Below are 21423 nucleotides of genomic sequence, written 5' to 3' on the forward strand. Positions count from 1 at the left end.
TTTATTTTATTCTTCTCTTAATGCTTCTATTGGTTTTACTACTGTTGCCATGTGTGCAGGAATTAGGCCTATTAAGGTTCCTAACACAATTAATGTGGCAAATGCGATCATAATAATTGGTATATTTACTGTAGGGTTTATAAGGGTTGCATCTTCTCCTTGGCCAAATTTCCAATCAATCAAAAATAAAACAAAACCTCCAAAAATAATACCCAGCATACCAGCAATTGTTGTTAAAAAAACAGATTCTAATATAATTTGCTGACGAATATCTTTTGGTGTGGCACCTAAAGCTCTTCTAATTCCTATTTCTTTCGTGCGTTCTTTTACGGTAATTAAAAGGATGTTTCCAATGGCAAAAACTCCTGCAACTAAAGTAGCGATACCCACGAACCAAGTGAGAAACTGCATGCCGGTTAAAAAGCCCGTAAATTTTGCTATTCGTGTTCCTAAATTAAAGGAACCAAATGCTCTTTTATCTTCTGGATGTACATTGTGCAAATTTTTCAAAGTTAAAAGCACATCTTTTTCCATTTGTTCTATATCAATTCCCTCGTTAGCGGTAATTACCATCCAATCTATATTATTGGCAGTGTTATATACTCTTTTAAATGTTGTAAACGGAATATACGCGGTATCACCATCTAAATCTATAGCATTTGAAGGCCCATAAACACCTATAACTTTGTAATTAATACTGTTTATTTTGATGTATTCCCCAATTGGTATTTCATTTCTATCAAATAAAAATTTATACATCTCTTCTGATATCACGGTAACTTTTGCCGTTGATAACATATCATTTTCATTCAAAAAGCGTCCATAAATTAGACTCTTTTTTTGAATTTTATCTAACACAGGATAATCACCACTAACCTGATAATTAGCAGATTTAAAATCACGAATAATTAAATTATTTGTTTGATTTCTTGGTGCTAAAAGTTTAATCTGGTTAGAATATTCAGATTTTAAAGCCTCAATATCTTTGGTTTTTAAATTAAATGTTCTTCCTTCTTGAAATCCTTTAAAAGGGGTGTCTGTCGCTTGCGTCCAAACAAAAACGCTGTTGGTTGCAAAATCTCCAAATATTTTTTTGAAGCCATTTTCCATTCCTCTTGCAGCGCCTAAAAGAACAACTAACAAGAAAATACCCCATAAAACACCAATAATTGTAATTACGGTTCTTATTTTGTTTTTACGAATGCTTCCGTAAATTTCTTGCCAAGTATCTGCTTCAAATAAAAAGTTCATAGTTAGTCTGCTCTTAATGCTTCAATTGGTTTAATATTTGCTGCTCTTTTTGCTGGCACATAGCCTGCAATTAATCCTGATAAAATTAAAACTACCGTTGCTGCTATTACAATTCCTGGACTTACACTTGGGTCTTTAATAAAATAATCTTTTTCTAAACTATTGCCTATTAAACTTAAAATATAGGTACCTAACGATAATCCTAAATAACCTGCAATGGTGGTTATTAAAACGGATTCTTGCACAACCATACCAATTATAGATGAAGGTGTTGCTCCCAACGCTTTTCTAATTCCGAATTCCTTAGTTCGTTCTTTAATTACAAAAATCATAATGTTGCTAATTCCTATAATTCCTGCTACTAAAGTTCCCGAACCCACTAGTATTACGATTGCATACAAAGCTCCCATAAACATACCAATACCTTTGTTTGCTTCTGCCATATTTCTAACAGAAAGCGCACTTTGATCATCTGGATGAATATTTAATTTTTCACGCAAATCACGCTCCATTTTATTTCCGAATGCAATTGCTGCATCTAAACTTAAATTTGGATTGTATCCTAAATTAATTTGACTTATATAATCATTATTGCCATAAATACTTTGCGCTGTCGTTACAGGGATGTATGCCAATCTTTCTTCATTATCTCCTCCTTCATCCGAAAAAATACCAATTATTAAATAGGAACTTCCATTTACGTTTAGTCTTTTACCAAGTGCTGGTTTTTCGCCAAACAAATCCTCTTTTATCAAACGGCCAATAACAATTACTTTAGATTTTTCGTTTAAATCTCTTTCATTTAAATAGCGACCTTCCTCTATAATTGTTTTTTCTAAAAATTGATGATCTGGATTTACAGCCCTCACATTATAGCTATTTGCTTCGTTTTTATACTTTAAAGTAAAGTTTTTATAGATTCTTGCAGATTGATATTGAATTTTACTTTCATAAGTTTCCTTAACAAAATTATAGTCATCATTCCTTAATTGAATGGCTCTACCTGTTTGCAATCCTTTAAAAGGTTTCGTAGTTTCTCGAACTCTAACCTGCATTGAGTTCTGTGCATCATCCGCAAAAGCACTTGTAAACGAGTTACTTAAACCACTTACAATACCAAATAAAAGTGTAAAAAGTAAAATTGCAAAAGCAACGGTAAATCCAGACATTACAGATCGTAACCTGTTTTTATTTATGCTTTGAAAAATTTCTCTCCAACGATCTAAATCAAACATATTAAACTGCTTTTGCTTTTCCTGTTGATGTTAATTCATCACTAATAATTACACCATCTTTTAAACGTACAATTCTTTTAGTTTGTTCTGCTATTTCCTCCTCATGAGTAATTACAAAAACGGTCATTCCTTCTTTATTAATATCTTTTAATAAGTTCATTACAGAGTCTGAAGTTGTAGAATCTAAAGCTCCTGTTGGCTCATCTGCCAAAACAACTTTTGGTTTTGTAACCAATGCTCTTGCAATTGCAACCCGTTGTTTTTGACCCCAGAAAGTTCGTTAGGTAAATGATTGGCCCATTCTTTTAAACCAACTTTATCTAAATAATCCATGGCAATTTCTAATCTTTCTTTTCTGTTTATTCCTTTATAATATAAAGGCAATGCAACATTTTCTAAAGCAGTTTTGTATGATATTAAATTAAAAGATTGAAAAACAAATCCTAAAAATTTATTTCGTAAAATGGCTGCTTTTTTTTCATTCATATCTTTAATTAACTCCCATTTAAATAGTAGTTACCTTCATCATGAATATCTAATAAACCAACAATATTTAAAAGTGTCGATTTCCCTGAGCCAGAAGACCCCATAATAGCGACAAATTCGCCTTCTTTAATATGTAAATCAATACCTTTTAAAACATGTAGAGAATCTTTTCCAATAGGATAAGATTTGTGCATTTTTTCTATTTTAATCATTAAGTTGGATACTTTTTTACAAAATTACTTATTGCTCCTGATAGCCCTTACTAAATTTTTGTTAAAAGCAAGTAGTAATATCGCAATACACAAGTAAGACGTTTGAAATAAAAAAATGTTACACGATTTTTAAAGAAAGATAAAGTACTTTTACAATCTTAACGTTTAACTTTATCTAAATGGTTGATATTCCAAAAAATAAAAAAATAATTCTTTTTGATGGCATTTGCAATTTGTGCAATGATGCAGTGTTAAAAGTCATAAAATATGATAAAAAAGATCATTTTATATTTGTTGCTTTGCAATCTAAAAGCGGACAAGACATTATAACTTATTTAAAAATAGATGTTTCTAAAATTGATTCCATCATATTGTACGAACCTGGTGTAGCTTATGATATTAAATCTACAGCAGCATTAAAAATTATGAAAGATTTTGGAGGATTTTGGGTTTTAACCCAAGTTTTCGAAATTTTACCAACACCGATTAGAGATTATTTTTATGATTATATTGCCAAAAACAGATACAAATGGTTTGGTAAAAAAGAAAGTTGTATGATTCCAACGCCTGAATTGAAAGCTAAATTTTTAAATTAAAAGCCCCCTTCCCCCATTAAAAAATTTAAGATTAACACATATTTTAAAATTAAGCTACCCATTATTATTTTATCATTATTTGTTTTTATTGGAATATTAAGTTATCAATTTAACTCCTCTAATTTTTATATTATCAACAATCATTAATTTTTAAACATAATAGTGGCTTTATTTTGTTTTTGGTTTGTATAAAGCAGTAAAAAAAAATGAAAAACCCTTCAACCTTTAAAAGGGTTCTTTCGGTTTTAATATTGGAGATATTTGTTTGCACAATTCTTTATATAATTGTTGAAAATATTATGGGTACCCTAAAATTATTCATCTAAAATGACTTTACCAAAAGAAATAAAATGCGTTATTTTTGATATGGATGGCGTTATAATAGACTCTGAAGAAATTCATAAAAAAGCCTATTATGAAACGTTTATTTCTATTGGCGCAGATGTTTCTGATGATCTTTACAAAACACTTACAGGTTCTTCTACTATAAATGCTTTTCAGAGATTAGTAACACACTTTAACTTAGATTTAAACCCTGAAGAGTTGGTTCTTAATAAAAGAAAACGCTATGTAAGTTTCTTTGAAAACGACCCTACTTTGCATTTAGTAAATGGCGTTGAAGAACTCATAAAATATTGCTATAACAAAGGTTTTACCTTAATTTTAGCATCCTCTTCTGCCATGGTTAATATTGATAGAGTTTTTAACAGATTTAATTTGAACCAATATTTTTCTGCAAAAATTAGTGGCGCAGAATTAACTGCCTCTAAACCGCATCCAGAAATTTTTGAAAAAGCTGCCGTTTTAGGAAATACTCCCAAAAAAAATTGTATTGTTATTGAAGATTCTGACAACGGAATAAAAGCTGCAAATGATGCTGGTATTTTTGTTTTTGGCTACAGAAATAAGATGGCTAAAGATCAAACTTTAGAAAATGCTGATTTTGTTATTGATGATTTTAGTTTATTAAAAGAAATAATATAATAATATTAAAGTTAAAACAGAACTTTAACAAAATTTAAAAGTATCACTCTATAATTTTATTTAAAATACTAAATACTTTTTTTTCTAAAACATCGACAGAACCATCCGCAAAAAAGACCATTTTTATATGTCTAATTAATTCGTCTTTTTCTTCTTGATGTAAATTATTATCTGATAGATATTGTTGAATTTTATTCAAATTAGTTTCATCTGAATCGACAACAACTTCTGTATGAATTCTATGAAACGTTTTTTTATCTACTTTAGAATATATATATTCTTGCTCTTCTTTTGATTCAAAAAAATTGCAATGTGCAGCATACAAAAGCACATAAGCTTCAAATTCTTTTCTAGTCCAATCTAATTTTTTCATCTTATTTTTCTATTGGTAATCCTTCTGTACTTCCCCACTCCGTCCAAGAGCCATCATAAACTGAGTGGTTTTTTATACCTGCAATTTCTGCTCCAAAAGCTAAAACGGAAGCGGTAATTCCGGATCCACAAGAAAAAATAAAATCTTTATTTTTTGGGTTGATTTTATTAAAAACGCTTCTTAAATCTTTTTCTGATTTCATAAAATTATTTTCAACAATTTCTGAATAAGGCAAACTCACAGAATTGGGAATTCGTCCTCCTTTTACATCTTTTCTAGGTTCTAGTTCGGTTCCTAAAAAACGGCCTTTTGAGCGCACATCAACAATTAAAAATGAGTCACTTTCAATAGAAGAAAGTACATCTGCAGTATATTTTATTTTTTCTGATTGATAGTTAGCGATAAAATCTCCTTTTTTAGGCTGATGATTTGTAGGTTTTTCTGTGGGATAATTTTTAGAACTCCAAGCAGGAAATCCGCCATCTAAAACAGCAATATTTGTAAAACCCATCAATTGAAACATCCACCAAACTCTTGGCGAAGAATAAATGCCCAAATCATCATACACAACAATGCAGCTATCTTTGCTGATTCCTATTTGTTGCGCTTTTTCTTCAAAAGCCTTTGCTGATAAAACTGTATTCGAAAAAGGCGCATTTTCGTCAGAAAATGTTTTTTGGATATCAAAAAAGATAGCATCTTTTATTTGCTGTTTTTCATCCGAAGAAACCTCTTTTTTAGCAGTTACTTTTGGAATTGTAGCATCAAAAATAATAAGATTTTGGCTGTCTAAATTTCTAAACAACCATTCAACAGAAACTACCGGTTTATTGATTTTTAAAACCATTTATTTTACTTCATCATAATTATCATCCCAATTTTTAGGTAATGGATTATCGTGTAATTTACCTACAGATTTAGCGACCAAAGCAGCAACTGTTGCGTCTCCCGTGACATTAATTACGGTTCTACACATATCTAAAGGTCTATCGACAGCAAAAATTAAAGCTAAACCAATTGCTAATTTATCAGCAGGAAATCCTATAGATTCTAAAACAATTACCAACATTACCATTCCTGCACCAGGAACTGCTGCAGAACCAATTGATGCTAACAATGCCGTTAAAACAATTGTTAACTGATCCGCAAATGTTAAATCGAAATTTAAAGCTTGTGCAATAAAAACAGCTGCAACTGCTTGATATAAAGAAGTTCCATCCATATTAATAGTTGCTCCAACTGGTAAAACAAAACTAGAAACTTCTTTATCTACACCAATATGTTCTTCAACTCTTTCCATTGTTACCGGCAAAGTTGCTGCACTTGAGCTCGTAGAAAACGCCAATAATTGCGCCGGACTTAATTGCTTTAAAAACCAAAGCGGATTCTTTTTTGTGAAAATGCTGATTAAAACCATATAAAAAGAAATCATTATTAATAATCCTGTAACCACAGTTAAAGCATATTTTAATAATGCTAATAATAAATCTGGATCATCCGAGGAGACCACCACATTTGATAACAATGCAAAAACTGCATAAGGAGCAGAAAGCATAATTAAATCGACCATTTTTAAAACTACCTCGTTTAAAGAATCAAAGAAGTCTTTTAAAGGTTTCGATCTTTTTTCGCCAATTAACAACATAGAAATCCCTAGGAAAATAGTAAAGAATATTACTTGTAACATAGACGTATTATCACTCATAGCTTGCAAAGCATTGTCTGGAACCATATCTTCTAAAAACTGTAAAGGTCCGGTGTTTTTTTGGTTAGAAGCTTCTTGTAATTTAGATTGTACGCCTCCACTATTTGCATAGGTTTCTGTAAGTTTATTAATTGTTTCTTCAGATATTCCGTCTCCAGGTTTCACTAAATTTACAAGTAATAATCCAATTGTAATGGCAATTACAGTAGTTCCTATATAAATAGAGATGGTTCTTAAACCTATATTTTTAAATTTAGAAATGTCTTTTAAATCTGATATTCCTTTTACTAAAGAAGCAATAATTAAAGGAACGGCAATTAATTTTAATAGTTTTACGAAAATATTTCCAAAGGGATTGATCCAATTAGAAACAAATACAGCACCACCATCTACACTTATCATTCCTAATCCAAAAAGGATGCCGGTAACCATACCTATTAAAATTTTCCAATGTAATGCCATATTTTTCATGTAGTCGATTTAAATTTTAAATATTTTGAAAGGTAAAAAAAAAATTAAAATTGAGTGTGACTTTGTTCATATATTGTGTCAAAAAAGTAGAAAACTTTTGTAATAATTACTAAAAGTTGAAAATGACTGGAATTTCAGACATCTTAAATAGTTATCTAGGAAAATCAATCATATCATTATTAGCTGGTTCTGCGAATACAAATCCTAACAAAACGAGTAGTATTTTAACGATAGCTTTACCCGTTTTAATGAAAGCGATGGAAAGAAATGCTGCAACACCAGAAGGTACTGAAAAATTAATGGGCTCTTTATTAGAAAAACATGATGGAAGTATTTTAGACTATCTTGTTAGTTTATTTGCTGGTGGCGTTGATAAATCTGTGAATCAAGATGGTGCAGAAATTTTAAGTTCTATATTAGGAAATAAACAAAAAGGAACAAAATAGCAGTAACTCTAGAGTTTTACGTAGTCTTTTAGTTGGTTTGTTAGTAGGAAGTGATCCTAAAAATGAGCGAAATTTTCTAAAACAAATGTTAGATTTAGATAGTGATTAAAGTATTATTGATGATGTTGCAGGAATGTTTTTAGGAGACTATAAAAAACAATCTGGCGAAATTGTCGGAATGTTAGGTGACCTTTTTGGAAAATAAATTTAAGCAGAAAATTAGAAGAATAAAGTTGTAAGAAATAAAAAAAAGCTCAAAATTAATAATTTTGAGCTTTTTTCTTATACTTTATTTTTATAACAGGATTTATAAATATCTTCATAAACGGGTAAGATATTTTTTATAGAAAATCGTTTGGTGTGTTCTTTAGCATTTTGCTTAAAACGTTCTAAAACAGCATCCTCCTTTAAAATTGAAATTGCATTCTTAGCCATATCCGCTATGTCACCTAAATTACTTAAATAACCAGTTTCTCCATGTATATTTACTTCGGGTAAACCACCTGTATTTGTTGATATAATTGCCGTTTTTGCAGCCATAGCTTCCAAAGCCGCTAAACCAAAACTTTCTGTTTGAGAGGGCAATAAAAACACATCAGAATAGCATAAAATTTTAACAATTTCTGTGCTATTACCTAAAAAAAATACGTTGTCTTTTATTCCCAATTTTTTAGCCAAAATTTCTGCTTTTTCTCTTTCAGGACCTTCACCAATCATTAGTAATTTAGAAGGAATTTCTTTTTGAACTTCATAAAAAACTTTGATTACATCTTCAACTCTTTTTACAGGTCTAAAGTTACTAATATGGGTTAAAATTCTTTCATTTGGTTCGGCTAATGCATCTCTTTTACATTCTTGTTCTTCTGCTTTACTATATTTTTCAATATCAATAAAATTGTAAACAACTTGAATGTCTTTTTTGATTTTAAAAAGCTGATTTGTAGTTCGCTTTAGATTATTAGAAACCGCAGTTACTACATCAGAATTATTAATACTAAATTCTACGGCAGTTTTATATGTTGGATGACTACCAACAAGTGTAATATCCGTGCCATGCAAGGTAGTGACTACTTTAATATGAATTCCTTTTTCTAGCAACATCTGTTTTGCCATATATGCGGCATAGGCATGCGGTATTGCGTAATGCACGTGCAAAACTTCTAACTGATATTTCTCAACAACTTCAACCATTTTACTAGATAACGCTAGCTCATAAGGTTGGTATTGAAACAACGGATATTCTTCAATGATAACTCTGTGGAAATGCAATTTATGCGATAAAAAATCTAAACGAACTGGCTGATTATACGTAATAAAATGAACTTCATGACCATTATCAGCCAAAGCCATTCCTAATTCAGTAGCTACTACTCCACTTCCACCAAAGGTGGGATAACAAACAATTCCGATCTTCATATTTTAATTGACAGATTAAATTTAGAAACTTTATCTCTTAGTTGTAAAGATAAAGGTAATCTTACAGTTTCGTTCTAAAGAAATTCACAAAAAAAACCTACAATAGAAATTGTAGGTTTATATAAAAAGATACTAAAATAAGTTTAGTATTAATAATTTCCTAATTCGTATTAATAATCTCCTAAGGTTATAGGGTTTTGAGCTAATGCATTTTCTAATTGTGCATCACTTGGTGCTTTACCGTGCCAAGCGTGAGTATGCATCATAAAATCTACACCATTACCCATTTCTGTATATAATAAAATACAAACTGGTTTTCCTTTTCCTGTTAATGATTTTGCTTTTGCCAAACCAGCTAAAATAGCTTCAATATCGTTTCCTTTTTTAACTTCTAAAACATCCCAACCAAAAGCTTCAAATTTTGCTTTGATACTTCCCATTGGTAAAACTTCTTCCGTAGAACCATCAATTTGTTTTCCATTTAAATCGATTGTAGCAATTAAATTATCAACTTTTTTGCCAGATGCATACATAATTGCTTCCCAGTTTTGACCTTCTTGCAACTCGCCATCACCATGTAAAGTGTATACTAATTTAGAATCTCCATTTAACTTTTTAGCTTGTGCAGCCCCCAAAGCTACAGACATTCCTTGCCCTAAAGAACCAGAAGCAATTCTTACTCCAGGTAAACCTTCATGTGTTGTTGGATGTCCTTGTAAACGTGAATCTAACAATCTAAAAGTTGCCAATTCTGATACAGGAAAAAATCCGCTGTGCGCCAAAACACTATAAAAAACAGGAGAAATATGTCCGTTTGAAAGAAAAAATAAATCTTCTTTTTTCCCATCCATTGTAAAATCTGTGGAATACTCCATTACTTCTTGATACAAACAAGTAATAAACTCAGCACATCCCAATGAACCTCCTGGATGACCAGAATTTACTGCATGTACCATTCTTAAAATATCTCTACGTACTTGTTGTGTAAAATCTTGTAATTTTTGTGTTGTCGGCATTTTGTTGTTTTAATTTGATGGCAAAAATACAAAAGTGATTGAACTTGAATAGAATTAATTTATTATTTATTAGATAATTATTAACAGTATTCATTTAATTAAAGTAATAAAAAGTTAAAGCTATTTTTTTTAATTACTTATTTTTTTAATTTGGGGCATAAACCTACGTTTTCTGCTTCTTTTTCTTAGCAGCTGGAAACAAAACATTATTAAGTATTAAACGATATCCTGGCGAAGTAGGATGTAAATCTAATTCCGTTTTTGGATCACCAACTCTGTGCGTATAATCTTCTGGATCATGACCTCCATAAAATGTAAACATTCCTTTTCCTTTTGTTCCGTGGATATAGCGGGCTTCTCTGTTCGTTCTATTTTCTCCTAAAACCAACACATTCGTTTTTACAGTTTCTATATCAAAAGAAGTAGTTTGTCCCATAAAACCTTTTACTAAAGTAGTATGATTCTGTGTTAACATCGTTGGTACAGGATCCCATTTTGCAGAAAATTCTATCAATGAAAAATAATCTGAAGTTTTAGGTATAGTACGTTTACTTGTCATATCAATGGAAGAAAACTCGTAGGTTGTTGGACTTCTAACTAAATCAAAATCTTTAAAAGCGAACGTTTTATTATAATTTATTTTTGATTGATAATTAGGTTCTGTTGCATCACCATCAAACATTGCTTCTACAATATCCACTCCTTCTGCAGATAAAGCAATATCAAAACTATCTGTTGCAGAACACATCGCAAACATAAAACCGCCGCCAATCACATAATCTCTAATTTTTTTAGCCACCGCTAATTTTTCTTCGGATACTTTAGAAAAACCCAATTCTTTGGCTTGTTTTTCTGATGCTAGCTTTGCCTCTATATACCAAGGCGCCGTTCTAAAAGCGCCATAAAATTTACCATATTGCCCCGTAAAATCTTCATGATGTAAATGCAACCATTCATATAATAAAAGTTTATCTTCTAACACTTCTTTGTCATAAATAACATCAAAAGGAATTTCTGCGTAGGTTAAAACCATCGTTACAGCATCATCCCAAGGCATTTTATCTTTTGGAGAATACACCGCAATTTTTGGTGCTTTCTCTAAAGTTACAGCATCTTGATTTGACGAAGGCGAAGAAATTTCTTCTAATATAATTTGTGCTTTTGCGTCCGAAATTATTTGGTACGAAACACCTCTAATTTTACATTCGTTTTCTATCAATTTATTGTTTTCTATTAAAAACGCACCGCCATCATAGTTTAATAACCATTTCGATTTTATGCCAGCTTCTAAAGCGTAGAAAACAATTCCGTATGCTTTTAAATGATTTTTTTGATTCCTATCATTCATAGGCACGTAAATAAAGGATGCCCAAATTGAGTTTGATAATAATAGAAATGTAAGAATTGTTATGAGTTTTTTCATTCAAAAAAAATAATTATTATAATAATTCAATAAACTTATCAAAAAATGTATCATTATTATTTCTTAACTCCTTTATAAAGTTATTTAATTTTAAAGAAGAAGCAATCGTTAGAATACTTGAAGCACTATCATCAAATGATTTTGTGTTTGCAATTGTTGAATAATTAACCTTTGATAAACTAAGAGTTCCATTATTTTTTAAAAAAGATTCATATAGAATTCCTTCTATAATAATTACAGGAATATAAATATTACAAAATTTCAATTTACTATTATTTGATTTTTCAACCAAATAATTACATGCATTAAGTAAACTTTTTGATGCAAAATAAGCCAAATCTTTAGACTCATTAAAAGCTGTTACCACATTATACCCACATTCTGAAATTGAAGGAAAAATAAATTTAAGATTTTCGTCTTTCTTTTTTCTTCAGGTATTTTTGAAATTAATTTATCCAAATTTTTACTTCCTAAAATTCTATATCTATTTGATTGTAGATTAAAAAGGTCTTTGTTTTTAAAAACCACCCAAGGTTTGTCTGTACTTTTCTTACACTCAACAACATATGTCAAATTAATCCAAACTCCATTAACAAATTTATTAGTATGGGCAATTATGTCAATTTCTCTATATTTATTTAAATCGTTATCTTTATAAAGTATTGATTGAGACACATGAAAACCTTCACTTTTAAAAGCTTGTGCAACCTTCATTTCAAATGGATATCCATTTTTTAATATCCATTTTTCAACTTTTTTCTCTAATTCATTCATTTCTTAAAAATATGAAATTAAAAGGGAACATCATCTATGTCATCATCACCAAAAGCATCTTTTGGCTCAATTCTATGATCTGGAGACACATCCGCATTCATAGAAGACTGGAATTCAGAACTAAAACTCTCTTCTAAATCAGAGAATTTTGCTAAATGACCGGTAAATTTTAAACGAATATTATCCAAGCCACCATTTCTGTGTTTTGCTACAATAAATTCCCCTTGTCCTTCACACGGCGTGTGTTCATCATCATCCCATTCTGTCATTCCGTAATATTCTGGTCTAAAAATAAACGATACAATATCTGCATCTTGCTCAATTGCTCCAGATTCACGTAAATCAGAAAGTAAAGGTCTTTTGCTTCCTCCACGCGTTTCTACAGCACGAGATAATTGTGAAAGTGCAATGACAGGAACTGCTAATTCTTTTGCTAATGCTTTTAAATTTCTGGAAATCATTGAGATTTCTTGTTCACGATTTCCTCCTGCTTTTCCTCCTGCAGTCATTAATTGTAAATAATCAATTACAATAATTTTAACACCATGTTGCGAAACCAAACGTCTTGCTTTTGCACGTAAATCGAAAACAGAAAGAGATGGTGTATCATCAATAAAAATAGGTGCATTAGATAATTTCTTAACTTTTACATTTAATTGTTCCCATTCGTGAGGTTGCAAATTTCCTTTTCTTAGTTTTTCTGATGTTAAACCCGTTTCTGAAGAAATCATACGTGTAATCAACTGTACAGAGGACATCTCTAATGAAAACACCGCAACACCATGACCAAAATCTATAGCCATGTTTTTTGCCATCGAAATTACAAATGCTGTTTTCCCCATACCAGGCCGTGCAGCAATAATTACTAAATCGGATGGTTGCCAACCAGAAGTTAGTGCATCTAATTTGGTGAAACCTGTTTCTAATCCAGACATTCCTTCTGAATTACCAATTTCTTGAATCTTTTTTAAAGCTTGCTTTACCAGTGAACCTGCATCTTCTGAACTCTTTTTTAAGTTTCCCTGTGTAACTTCAAAAAGTTTTGCTTCTGCGTCGTCTAATAATTCAAAAACGTCAGTACCATCATCATATGCGTTTTCTATAATTTCTGATGAAATTGAGATTAATTTACGCTGAATGTATTTTTGTAAAATGATTCTAGCATGGAACTCAATATGCGCAGAAGAAGCTACTTTTTGAGTTAAACGAATTAAGGCGAAATCACCACCAATAAAGTCTAACTTCCCATTCTTTTTTAACAAATTTGATACAGTTAAAAGATCTATAGGTTCAGAATTTTGAAATAATTCATAAATTGCTGCATATATTTCTTGGTGTTTGGAATCATAAAAAGCATCCGAACTTAAGACATCAATAACATCATCAATTCCCTTTCTATCAATCATCATTGCCCCTAAAACAGCTTCTTCTAATTCTACTGCTTGTGGCGGAATCTTCCCTTTTTCAAGACTAATAATTCTCGATTTATCTATTTTTGTACCTACTAAAGGGTTCGTTTTCTCCATAGTTACAAATGTACTTTTTTAGGTTCAATGTGCTTTGTAATTAGTAACTTTAATTTGTAAACATTTATTGTAAACAAAAATGTTATTATCATGTTAATAAACAGTCAACTTCTAATTTGAATCCCTATTTTTACACAAATGAAATGGAATAAATCACATATAATAATCGCAATTCTATTGCCAATTCAACTTCTTTTAATGCAAGTTGTAGCAAACAATCCTGCATTTATAGAACGGTATTATTCAAACGGAATGTACCCTTTCGTTTCCTCCTTCTTTAGGATTGCTTTAGGTTGGATTCCTTTTTCTGTGGGTGATTTGCTTTTGGGTTTTGGACTATTTATTTTAATCCGGTTTTTATATCGTTTGATAAAAACGCAATTCAAAAATTTTATTCCTAAAATGATTCATTTTACGGCAATTTTATCAGTCATTTACTTTTGCTTTTATCTTTTCTGGGGATTGAATTACTACAGAGAACCTTTGGCTAAAAACTTGAATTATCATCCGCAGAAATATACTACAGAAGAACTTCAGAAAGTTACAGAACATATCATAACGAAGCTTAATTATTACCATTTAGAAATTACAAAAAATGACTCTTTACTTGTAGAAAATCCATATCCGCAAAAAGAAATGTACACAATGGCAGTTGCTGGTTATAAAAATTTATCCGAAGATTTTCCTCAGTTAAAATATAAATATCCATCAGTAAAAAGCTCTTTAATGAGTTTATTGCAAACCTATAACGGGACTTCTGGTTATTTGAATCCTTTAACCGGTGAAGCGCAAGTAAATGATAGAATTCCTAAAACGAGTTATCCAACAACCACCTGTCATGAAATGGCGCATCAAATAGGTTTTGCTGCAGAAAATGAAGCTAATTTTGTAGGCTTTTTAGCTTCCAATTATAATGACAATGTATATTTTAAATATGCAAGTTATAGAATGGCTTTTGTGTATTGTTTTTCGGAAATGAGAAAACGTGACAGCAATAAATCGAAAGAGCTCATACAATTGGTAAATAAAGGAGTTCTCAAAGATTTTAACGCAAGTAATGAGTTCTGGAAGCAATATGAAAATCCGTTTGAACCACTCGTTAAAAAAGGTTACAATGCCTACTTAAAGGCCAACAAGCAAGACAAAGGTGTGCAGTCTTATAATTACGTTGTTGACTTATTAATTTCTTACTTCGAAACTTCAAAGGAAATTTAGATTTCTTAAATTATTGTTAAAATATTAATATTTAACTTTTATAAAAAAGCGTAGCTATAAATTGAGCTAAAATTCAAAATAAAATCAGACTACATGAAAAAACTATTCTTCTTACTCTTTTTCTTGTCGCTTTCTGTCACGAATGCACAAGATTATTTTCCTACGGATGCTGGAGTAAAAACAACCGAGAGTACCACTTTTGCATTTACAAATGCGACAATTTATGTAACGCCAAGTGAGGTTATTAAAAAAGGGACTTTGCTTATTAAAGATGGTAAAGTAATTAGTGCTAGTGCATCGGTAAAGATTCCGAAAGGCACAAAAACAATCGATTTAGAAGGCAAAACAATCTATCCTTCTTTTATTGATATTTATTCAGATTTCGGAATAGAAAAACCAAAAAGACAGTCCGGCGGTTCTAGAGGCAGCCAATATGAGGCTGAACGCGAAGGGTATTATTGGAACGATCATATTAGACCAGAAACAAATTCTTTAGATGATTTTAAATTTGATGCCAAACAAGCAAAGAGTTTTATTGACGCTGGTTTTGGAGTGGTAAATACGCATTTACAAGACGGAATTATTCGTGGAAGTGGCTTATTGGTTGCTTTAAATCCTAATTCCACTAATGCTTACAGAGTTTTAGATACAAAATCTGCACAATATTTATCTTTTTCTAAAAGTAATAAATCTAGCCAAGCATATCCAAGTTCATTAATGGGCGCGATGGCTTTACTGCGTCAAGTTTATAATGATGCAGATTGGTATGCGAAAGGAAATATGAAAAATAAAGATTTAGCCTTAGAAGCTTTAAATAGAAATAAAAATTTAATTCAGATTTTTGAAACCGATAATGTTTTAGATGCTGTAAGAGCTGATAAAGTGGGTGATGAATTTGGAATTCAATATACAATTGTTGGAAGCGGAGAAGAATTTGAAAGAATTAATGACATTAAATCTACAAATGCAACTTTTATAATTCCGATTAATTTTAGCGATGCGTATGATGTTTCAGATCCTTTATTAACGCAATATATTTCTTTAAGAGATATGCGTAAATGGAATCAAGAACCATCCAATTTAAGTGTGCTTGCTAAAAATAATGTAAATTTTGCGTTGACAACATACAAGTTAAAAGATGTAAAATCGTTTCATAAAAATTTACAAAAAGCCATAAAATATGGTTTTGACAAAGAAAAAGCATTGGCTGCTTTAACTACAATTCCTGCATCTATTATTGGAAATAATTCTATAGGAAATTTAAAAACAGGAAGTTATGCTAATTTTATAATTACTTCTGGTGATGTTTTTGATGCTAAAACAATAATTTTTGAAAACTGGGTTCAAGGTGGTAAAAATGTAATTAATGACATTAACATTAAAGATATTACTGGTAATTATATGTTATATGTTAATAATGTAAATTACGATTTAGCTATTACAGGAAAAGGAGCAAAACAAACTGGCGCTATTAAATTAGGTGATAAAAAACTTAAATCTAAATTCTCTTATAGTGATGGTTGGATTTCTATTACTTTAAATGACGATGATAATTTTACAAGAATGTTAGGTAAAGTCATAAATGATGCCAACGCAATGCAAGGTGATGCTTTTGATGCGGAAGGAAAAAAATCTTCTTGGTCTGCAAGTATTCAAGTTAAAAAAGAGGGTGAAACAAAATCAGAAACGAAAGTAGAAGAAAAATCAAAAGAAAAAACAAACGAAGATGCTAACGATGAATCTGATGAAAAAGAAATTTTAGTGTTACCTGTTAGTTATCCTAATATTGGTTTTGGAAACTTTACGCAACCTAAAACAGAAACGCTTCTCATTAAAAATGTTACTGTTTGGACTAGTGAAAAAGACGGAATTTTAGAAAACACAGACGTTTTGCTGAAAGACGGTAAAATCTCCAAAATTGGTAAAAACTTAAGTTCAAAAGGAGCTGCAGAAATTGATGGAACAGGCAAACATTTAACTGCCGGAATTATTGATGAACACTCACATATTGCAGCATCATCCATTAATGAAGGTGCACAAAATTCATCGGCAGAAGTTACCATTGAAGATGTTATAGATCCTAATGACATTAATATTTATAGAAATATTTCTGGTGGAACAACTACTGCTCAAATTCTACATGGTTCTGCAAATCCAATTGGGGGTCGCTCGGCAATTATCAAATTAAAATGGGGAGAAAATGCAGAAAATATGATTTATGATAATTCTCCAAAATTTATAAAATTTGCTTTGGGCGAAAATGTAAAACAGTCTAGAAGCTCTAACGGCATACGTTTTCCTCAAACAAGAATGGGTGTTGAACAACTATTTACAGATTATTTTACTAGAGCTCAAGAATATGAAGCACTAGTGAAAAGTGGAAAACCATATAGAAAAGATGCTGAAATGGAAACTTTGGTAGAAATTCTAAACGGTGAACGTTTTATTTCTTGTCATTCTTATGTGCAATCAGAAATTAATATGTTAATGAAAGTTGCTGAGAAATTCAATTTTAATATCAACACTTTTACACATATTTTAGAAGGTTATAAAGTTGCTGATAAAATGGCAGCACATGGCGTTGGAGGCTCTACATTTTCTGATTGGTGGGCGTATAAATACGAAGTTATTGACGCTATTCCGTATAATGCAGCAATTATGCACAATGCAGGTGTTACGGTTGCCATCAATTCTGATGACAGAGAAATGTCTAGAAGGTTAAATCAAGAAGCAGCGAAAACTGTAAAATATGGTGGAATGTCTGAATTAGAAGCTTGGAAAATGGTTACTATAAATCCTGCAAAATTATTACATATCGATAACCGAGTTGGAAGCATAAAAGTAGGCAAAGATGCAGATGTCGTTTTATGGAGCGATCATCCAATGTCTATTTACGCAAAAGCTGAAAAAACAATTATTGAAGGCAAAGTGTTTTTTGACAGAAATGAAGACATCAAAAAACGTGAGGCAATCACTCAAGAAAAAAGTAAATTAGTTACCATGATGTTGAAAGAAAAATTGAGTGGTGGTAAAACACAAGCACCTAAGAAAAGAGAAGACATCAACTTTCAATGTGATACTTTAGAAGAACTTAAAAACTAAAAATGATGAAAAAAATAATATATAGTTTGATGTTTTTCTTTTTAGCAGGAAACATCACAGCACAGCAAACTCCCGCAGATAAACAAAGTTCTGATTATTCGATTGAAGGAGCAACTGCACATTTAGGAAACGGACAAATCATAAAAAATTCTTTGATTATGTTTAGCGAAGGGAAAATTGTTTTTGTAGGAAATACAAGCGTAAAAATTGCAAGAAGAGGAACGGTTATAAACGCAAACGGTAAACATGTATATCCTGGATTTATTGCTGCTAATGCAACCTTAGGTTTGGTAGAAATTGATGCAGTAAAAGCGAGTGATGATGAAGACGAAATAGGTGCTAACAATCCACATATTAGAAGTTTAATCGCTTATAATGCGGAAAGTAAGATTATTGAATCTATGAGACCAAATGGCGTTTTAATGGCACAAATAGTACCAAGAGGCGGTATAATTTCTGGAACTTCATCAATTGTACAATTAGATGCTTGGAACTGGGAAGACGCAGCTATTAAAATTGATGATGCAATTCATATGGAATGGCCAGGAAGTTTTAAAAGCGGAAGATGGTGGTTAGGAGAAGACCCAGCCTTAAAAGTTGACGAAAAATATACGGAAAATATTGACAATATAAAGAGGTATTTTTCAAATGCGAAAAATTATTTAGCAAGCGAAAAAACGAAGATACATTTGCCTTATGAAGCAACAAAAGGTTTATTTAATGGCTCTCAAAAACTTTTTATTCATGTAAACGGACAAAGAGAAATTACAGATGCCATAACGATTTCTAAAGAAGTAGGTATCGAAAATATTGTAATTGTTCATGGACTGGAAGCTGATAAAATTTCAGATTTGTTAGTAAAAAATAATGTTCCTGTAATATTAGACAGACCTCATAGAAACCCAAATCAGGAAGATGATGCATATGATTATACCTATACAATTGCAAAAGTTTTAACCGATAAAGGTGTTTTAGTAAGTTTAGGAATGGAAGGACAAATGGAACGAATGAATACTAGAAATCTACCTTTTTATGCGGGTACATTTGCTGCTTTTGGTTTGGATAAAGAAGTTGCTTTACAGCTGTTAACATCAAATACAGCAAAGATTCTAGGAATAGATGATTTTGTTGGAACCTTAGAAGTTGGTAAAGACGCAACGTTATTTATTTCTGAAGGAGATGCTTTAGATATGAGAACAAATATTTTAACGGATGCTTTTATACAAGGAAGAAAAATTAGCTTAGAAACGCATCAAACAAAACTTTGGAAACGCTATGCTAACAAATATAAAACCAAGTAAAAGCTAGAATTTAACTAACACTAATATAATGGTTTGATAAGAAAAAAGGCTCGCAAATTGCGAGCCTTTTTGGTTAAAATAGTTACCAATAATACTGTAAACTTAAAAATTCTTTCTCTTTTAAATGTTACTTTTTCTTTTTCAAAGAATTAATAACAAGAGCACAAATTAATGTTAGGCAAAGATTATCATTAGATGTATATAAAACAATACCTAGTAATAGGTATATTTGTAGCTATGAAGGAAATTACTAGCATTCAAAATTCTTATATAAAAAACTTGCTAAAACTTCAAGAAAAAGCTCGTGAACGAAGAAAACAAGGCTTGTTTATTATTGAAGGTAAACGGGAAATATCATTAGCAATTGCTGCTGAATATGCCTTTGATTCGATCTTGTTTTATGCTGATTTAATTTCAGAAAATGAAGTTTTACATCTTTTTAATGAAAATATTGACAGAATTGAAATCTCAAAAGAAGTGTATCAAAAATTGGCGTATCGAGATTCTACCGAGGGGATTATTGCAGTTACAAAAGCAAAGGATTTTTCCTTAAAGAACATTCATTTTAAAAACGAAAAACCTTTAATTTTAGTTACTGAAAGTATCGAAAAACCAGGCAATATGGGCGCAATTTTAAGAACTGCGGATGCGGCAAATGTAGATGCTGTTTTTATTGCAAATCCTAAAAGTGATTTGTACAACTCAAATATTATTCGCTCAAGTGTAGGTTGTATTTTTACGAATCAAATTGCGGTTGGTTCATCCGAAGAAATGATTGCTTTTTTGAAAGAAAAAAACATCAATATATTTGCGGCAACTTTACAGAATTCAAATGAATATCATAAAGAAAACTATACAAATTCTGCAGCTATTGTAGTTGGAACAGAAGCAACAGGTTTATCAGAAATTTGGCGAGAAAATGCAACTCAGAATATAAACATACCCATGCAAGGAAAAATAGATTCTATGAATGTTTCTGTAGCTGCTGCAATTGTTGTTTTCGAAGCGAAAAGACAACGAGATTTTAAATTATAAGAAATGAAAATACTAGGAATTGATATTGGTGGAACAGGAATTAAAGCGGCTGTTGTTGATACAAAAACAGGAGAATTACTTTCTGAAAGACACAGAATTGATACTCCAAAACCGGCAACCCCAGAAGCTGTGGCAAAAGTTGTAAAACAAATGATAACCCATTTTAAATGGACGAAAGCTGTGGGCTGCAGTTTCCCTACTACGATTGTTGACGGTAAATGCATTCACTCTGGTAATTTAAGTGAAAAATGGCTAAATGTAAAAGTTGATAAATTATTTAAAAAAGAATGTAAAATACCATTTTACGTTAGCAACGATGCTGATTTAGCAGGTTTAGCCGAAGTAAGTTTAGGAGCAGGAAAAAATGAAAAAGGAGTTGTTATTGTAATTACCATAGGAACAGGAATTGGCTCCGGATTATTTTATAACGGAAAGTTAATTCCCAATTTAGAAATTGGAAAAATGCTGCATTCTGATGGAAAAATTATTGAATATTTTACTTCTGATTTTGTTAGAAAAAAAGAAGGTTTAACACTAAAAAACTGGGCTTTGCGTTTTGATGTTTTATTGAATTATGCCAAAGTAGTTTTTTCTCCTAATTTAATTATTTTAGGTGGTGGAATTAGCAAAAGATATGATGGATTTAAAGAATATTTAACCTCAGATGTGAAAGTGAAAGTTGCAGAATTTAGAAATAATGCAGGTATTATTGGTGCGGCAATGTACGCTAGTAAAAAAATAAAAAAATAAAAAAGTGGTTTCGATTAATTTAGTTTGCTCCTTAACTTAAAAACATATTATCGCTAACTTCTAAATTAAGTTGTAAAAACTACTTTATTAAAACTCTAAAAAAAAT

At 30.9% G+C, this 21423-nt stretch carries 19 protein-coding genes and 1 pseudogene; 8 read left to right on the forward strand and 12 right to left on the reverse strand.

Annotated elements, in window-relative coordinates; translation table 11 throughout:
• Positions 1 to 6 precede the first annotated feature (6 nt).
• The 3 genes and pseudogenes from BST83_RS07530 to BST83_RS07540 form a co-directional block, all read right to left on the reverse strand.
• Entirely contained in the window at positions 7 to 1251 is a 1245-nt protein-coding gene (locus BST83_RS07530) for an ABC transporter permease (protein WP_104809249.1), read from the reverse strand.
• A 2-nt stretch (positions 1252 to 1253) separates the two neighbouring features.
• Positions 1254 to 2486 (reverse strand): ABC transporter permease, encoded by a 1233-nt coding sequence (locus tag BST83_RS07535; RefSeq protein WP_104809250.1) that lies wholly within the window; start codon positions 2484 to 2486, stop codon positions 1254 to 1256.
• Between the two features lies 1 nt (position 2487).
• Positions 2488 to 3184 (reverse strand): annotated as a pseudogene (locus BST83_RS07540) (ABC transporter ATP-binding protein).
• A 179-nt stretch (positions 3185 to 3363) separates the two neighbouring features.
• On the opposite strand from BST83_RS07540, the gene BST83_RS07545 reads away from it, so the two are divergent.
• Positions 3364 to 3780: a thiol-disulfide oxidoreductase DCC family protein gene (locus BST83_RS07545; RefSeq protein WP_104809251.1), complete on the forward strand. Its 417-nt coding sequence runs from the start codon at positions 3364 to 3366 to the stop codon at positions 3778 to 3780.
• 327 nt (positions 3781 to 4107) lie between these two features.
• The gene (locus tag BST83_RS07550; protein ID WP_104809252.1) at positions 4108 to 4764 is read left to right on the forward strand and encodes an HAD family hydrolase; all 657 of its coding nucleotides are present in this window, start codon (positions 4108 to 4110) and stop codon (positions 4762 to 4764) included.
• A 43-nt stretch (positions 4765 to 4807) separates the two neighbouring features.
• Here BST83_RS07550 and BST83_RS07555 read toward each other — a convergent pair whose 3' ends face one another.
• The 3 genes from BST83_RS07555 to BST83_RS07565 are packed head-to-tail and all read right to left on the reverse strand — an operon-like array spanning position 4808 to position 7313.
• Entirely contained in the window at positions 4808 to 5137 is a 330-nt protein-coding gene (locus BST83_RS07555; RefSeq protein ID WP_104809253.1) for a hypothetical protein, read from the reverse strand.
• Between the two features lies 1 nt (position 5138).
• Positions 5139 to 5984, reverse strand: a complete 846-nt coding sequence (locus BST83_RS07560; protein ID WP_104809254.1) for a sulfurtransferase — start codon at positions 5982 to 5984, stop codon at positions 5139 to 5141.
• Positions 5985 to 7313 (reverse strand): dicarboxylate/amino acid:cation symporter, encoded by a 1329-nt coding sequence (locus tag BST83_RS07565; protein WP_104809255.1) that lies wholly within the window; start codon positions 7311 to 7313, stop codon positions 5985 to 5987. It lies immediately after the preceding gene.
• A 122-nt stretch (positions 7314 to 7435) separates the two neighbouring features.
• Here BST83_RS07565 and BST83_RS21440 point away from each other — a divergent pair, with 122 nt between their 5' ends.
• Entirely contained in the window at positions 7436 to 7759 is a 324-nt protein-coding gene (locus BST83_RS21440; RefSeq protein ID WP_367889150.1) for a DUF937 domain-containing protein, read from the forward strand.
• A 282-nt stretch (positions 7760 to 8041) separates the two neighbouring features.
• Here the strand turns inward: BST83_RS21440 and bshA are convergent, their stop codons facing one another.
• The 6 genes from bshA to dnaB all read right to left on the reverse strand — a co-directional run bounded on the left by bshA (position 8042) and on the right by dnaB (position 13914).
• A complete protein-coding gene (gene bshA / locus BST83_RS07575; protein WP_104809256.1) occupies positions 8042 to 9175 on the reverse strand; it encodes an N-acetyl-alpha-D-glucosaminyl L-malate synthase BshA in 1134 nt (377 codons plus the stop codon).
• Positions 9176 to 9345: 170 nt separating this feature from the next.
• Positions 9346 to 10191: a transketolase gene (locus tag BST83_RS07580; protein WP_104809257.1), complete on the reverse strand. Its 846-nt coding sequence runs from the start codon at positions 10189 to 10191 to the stop codon at positions 9346 to 9348.
• Between the two features lie 163 nt (positions 10192 to 10354).
• Positions 10355 to 11614, reverse strand: coding sequence for an asparagine synthetase B (locus tag BST83_RS07585; protein ID WP_240614695.1), 1260 nt, complete (start codon positions 11612 to 11614; stop codon positions 10355 to 10357).
• 16 nt (positions 11615 to 11630) lie between these two features.
• A complete protein-coding gene (locus BST83_RS07590) occupies positions 11631 to 11981 on the reverse strand; it encodes a hypothetical protein (protein ID WP_104809259.1) in 351 nt (116 codons plus the stop codon).
• On the reverse strand, positions 11975 to 12388 hold the full coding sequence (locus BST83_RS07595; RefSeq protein ID WP_104809260.1) for a hypothetical protein: 414 nt from the start codon (positions 12386 to 12388) through the stop codon (positions 11975 to 11977). Before BST83_RS07595 ends, BST83_RS07590 begins: the two co-directional genes overlap by 7 nt.
• 17 nt (positions 12389 to 12405) lie before the next feature.
• On the reverse strand, positions 12406 to 13914 hold the full coding sequence (dnaB, locus tag BST83_RS07600; RefSeq protein ID WP_104809261.1) for a replicative DNA helicase: 1509 nt from the start codon (positions 13912 to 13914) through the stop codon (positions 12406 to 12408).
• A 138-nt stretch (positions 13915 to 14052) separates the two neighbouring features.
• On the opposite strand from dnaB, the gene BST83_RS07605 reads away from it, so the two are divergent.
• The 5 genes from BST83_RS07605 (at position 14053) to ppgK (ending at position 21317) form a co-directional block, all read left to right on the forward strand.
• A complete protein-coding gene (locus tag BST83_RS07605; RefSeq protein WP_104809262.1) occupies positions 14053 to 15129 on the forward strand; it encodes a DUF3810 domain-containing protein in 1077 nt (358 codons plus the stop codon).
• Positions 15130 to 15222: 93 nt separating this feature from the next.
• Positions 15223 to 18231, forward strand: coding sequence for an amidohydrolase family protein (locus BST83_RS07610; protein WP_205853567.1), 3009 nt, complete (start codon positions 15223 to 15225; stop codon positions 18229 to 18231).
• Positions 18232 to 18236: 5 nt separating this feature from the next.
• Positions 18237 to 19532, forward strand: a complete 1296-nt coding sequence (locus BST83_RS07615) for an amidohydrolase family protein (protein ID WP_104810818.1) — start codon at positions 18237 to 18239, stop codon at positions 19530 to 19532.
• Positions 19533 to 19769: 237 nt separating this feature from the next.
• Complete coding sequence (locus tag BST83_RS07620) at positions 19770 to 20567, forward strand: TrmH family RNA methyltransferase (RefSeq protein ID WP_104809264.1); 798 nt, start codon at positions 19770 to 19772, stop codon at positions 20565 to 20567.
• A gap of 3 nt (positions 20568 to 20570) precedes the next feature.
• Complete coding sequence (gene ppgK, locus BST83_RS07625; RefSeq protein ID WP_104809265.1) at positions 20571 to 21317, forward strand: polyphosphate--glucose phosphotransferase; 747 nt, start codon at positions 20571 to 20573, stop codon at positions 21315 to 21317.
• Positions 21318 to 21423: the final 106 nt, after the last annotated feature.

Origin of the sequence: Polaribacter filamentus (genome assembly GCF_002943715.1) — a bacterium.
Taxonomy (GTDB): Bacteria; Bacteroidota; Bacteroidia; order Flavobacteriales; family Flavobacteriaceae; genus Polaribacter; species Polaribacter filamentus.

What these genes read in the sequence shown, in the direction of transcription:
- dnaB (WP_104809261.1), bottom strand. Translation starts at nt 13,914, where the DNA reads ATGGAGAAAACGAACCCTTTAGTAGGTACAAAAATAGATAAATCGAGA.
- BST83_RS07585 (WP_240614695.1), bottom strand. Translation starts at nt 11,614, where the DNA reads ATGAAAAAACTCATAACAATTCTTACATTTCTATTATTATCAAACTCA.
- BST83_RS21440 (WP_367889150.1), top strand. Translation starts at nt 7,436, where the DNA reads ATGACTGGAATTTCAGACATCTTAAATAGTTATCTAGGAAAATCAATC.
- bshA (WP_104809256.1), bottom strand. Translation starts at nt 9,175, where the DNA reads ATGAAGATCGGAATTGTTTGTTATCCCACCTTTGGTGGAAGTGGAGTA.
- BST83_RS07535 (WP_104809250.1), bottom strand. Translation starts at nt 2,486, where the DNA reads ATGTTTGATTTAGATCGTTGGAGAGAAATTTTTCAAAGCATAAATAAA.
- BST83_RS07580 (WP_104809257.1), bottom strand. Translation starts at nt 10,191, where the DNA reads ATGCCGACAACACAAAAATTACAAGATTTTACACAACAAGTACGTAGA.
- ppgK (WP_104809265.1), top strand. Translation starts at nt 20,571, where the DNA reads ATGAAAATACTAGGAATTGATATTGGTGGAACAGGAATTAAAGCGGCT.
- BST83_RS07560 (WP_104809254.1), bottom strand. Translation starts at nt 5,984, where the DNA reads ATGGTTTTAAAAATCAATAAACCGGTAGTTTCTGTTGAATGGTTGTTT.
- BST83_RS07595 (WP_104809260.1), bottom strand. Translation starts at nt 12,388, where the DNA reads ATGAATGAATTAGAGAAAAAAGTTGAAAAATGGATATTAAAAAATGGA.
- BST83_RS07530 (WP_104809249.1), bottom strand. Translation starts at nt 1,251, where the DNA reads ATGAACTTTTTATTTGAAGCAGATACTTGGCAAGAAATTTACGGAAGC.
- BST83_RS07550 (WP_104809252.1), top strand. Translation starts at nt 4,108, where the DNA reads ATGACTTTACCAAAAGAAATAAAATGCGTTATTTTTGATATGGATGGC.
- BST83_RS07615 (WP_104810818.1), top strand. Translation starts at nt 18,237, where the DNA reads ATGAAAAAAATAATATATAGTTTGATGTTTTTCTTTTTAGCAGGAAAC.
- BST83_RS07545 (WP_104809251.1), top strand. Translation starts at nt 3,364, where the DNA reads ATGGTTGATATTCCAAAAAATAAAAAAATAATTCTTTTTGATGGCATT.
- BST83_RS07620 (WP_104809264.1), top strand. Translation starts at nt 19,770, where the DNA reads ATGAAGGAAATTACTAGCATTCAAAATTCTTATATAAAAAACTTGCTA.
- BST83_RS07610 (WP_205853567.1), top strand. Translation starts at nt 15,223, where the DNA reads ATGAAAAAACTATTCTTCTTACTCTTTTTCTTGTCGCTTTCTGTCACG.
- BST83_RS07555 (WP_104809253.1), bottom strand. Translation starts at nt 5,137, where the DNA reads ATGAAAAAATTAGATTGGACTAGAAAAGAATTTGAAGCTTATGTGCTT.
- BST83_RS07565 (WP_104809255.1), bottom strand. Translation starts at nt 7,313, where the DNA reads ATGAAAAATATGGCATTACATTGGAAAATTTTAATAGGTATGGTTACC.
- BST83_RS07605 (WP_104809262.1), top strand. Translation starts at nt 14,053, where the DNA reads ATGAAATGGAATAAATCACATATAATAATCGCAATTCTATTGCCAATT.